Raw genomic sequence first — 489 nt, 5'->3', positions numbered from 1 at the left:
GTTCGACCCCGGTCGGGACCGCCATTTTAACTTCTGCTATATAGCAGTTGTTTTTTATTGGACATTATGGTACAATAACATTTGTCTTTGAAAAGAAGATAATTATTTCGATGGGCTATAGCCAAGCGGTAAGGCAACGGACTTTGACTCCGTCATGCGCTGGTTCGAATCCAGCTAGCCCAGCCATTTACGAGCCATTAGCTCAGTTGGTAGAGCATCTGACTTTTAATCAGAGGGTCGAAGGTTCGAGTCCTTCATGGCTCACTTTTGTTTTTTCCGCGCGGTCGTGGCGGAACGGCAGACGCGCTAGGTTGAGGGCCTAGTGGGGGAAACCCCGTGGAGGTTCAAGTCCTCTCGGCCGCATCAAAAAAATCTTAAAAAAGTACTTGCATTTGAAAATGTAGTGTGATAAGATAATTGAGTCGCCAAATTACAACGACGAAAAAACATCATGAATAAGCGCCCGTAGCTCAATTGGATAGAGCGTTT

3 tRNA genes are annotated in these 489 nt (G+C 45.6%); all 3 read left to right on the top strand.

Annotated features, from left to right (window positions below):
* Positions 1-111 precede the first annotated feature (111 nt).
* The 3 genes from HMPREF2590_RS25090 to HMPREF2590_RS25080 all read left to right on the top strand — a co-directional run bounded on the left by HMPREF2590_RS25090 (position 112) and on the right by HMPREF2590_RS25080 (position 363).
* A tRNA-Gln gene (locus HMPREF2590_RS25090) sits at positions 112-186 on the top strand.
* Positions 187-191: 5 nt separating this feature from the next.
* A tRNA-Lys gene (locus tag HMPREF2590_RS25085) sits at positions 192-264 on the top strand.
* 16 nt (positions 265-280) lie between these two features.
* Positions 281-363: transfer RNA gene (locus HMPREF2590_RS25080), tRNA-Leu, on the top strand.
* The last annotated feature ends 126 nt before the right edge of the window (positions 364-489 follow it).

This window comes from Bacillus sp. HMSC036E02 (assembly GCF_001836235.1).
Lineage (GTDB): Bacteria > Bacillota > Bacilli > Bacillales > Bacillaceae_G > Bacillus_A > Bacillus_A cereus.
The sequence above is the reverse complement of the archived record's forward strand: the minus strand, read 5'-3'. Positions and strand labels throughout refer to the sequence as shown.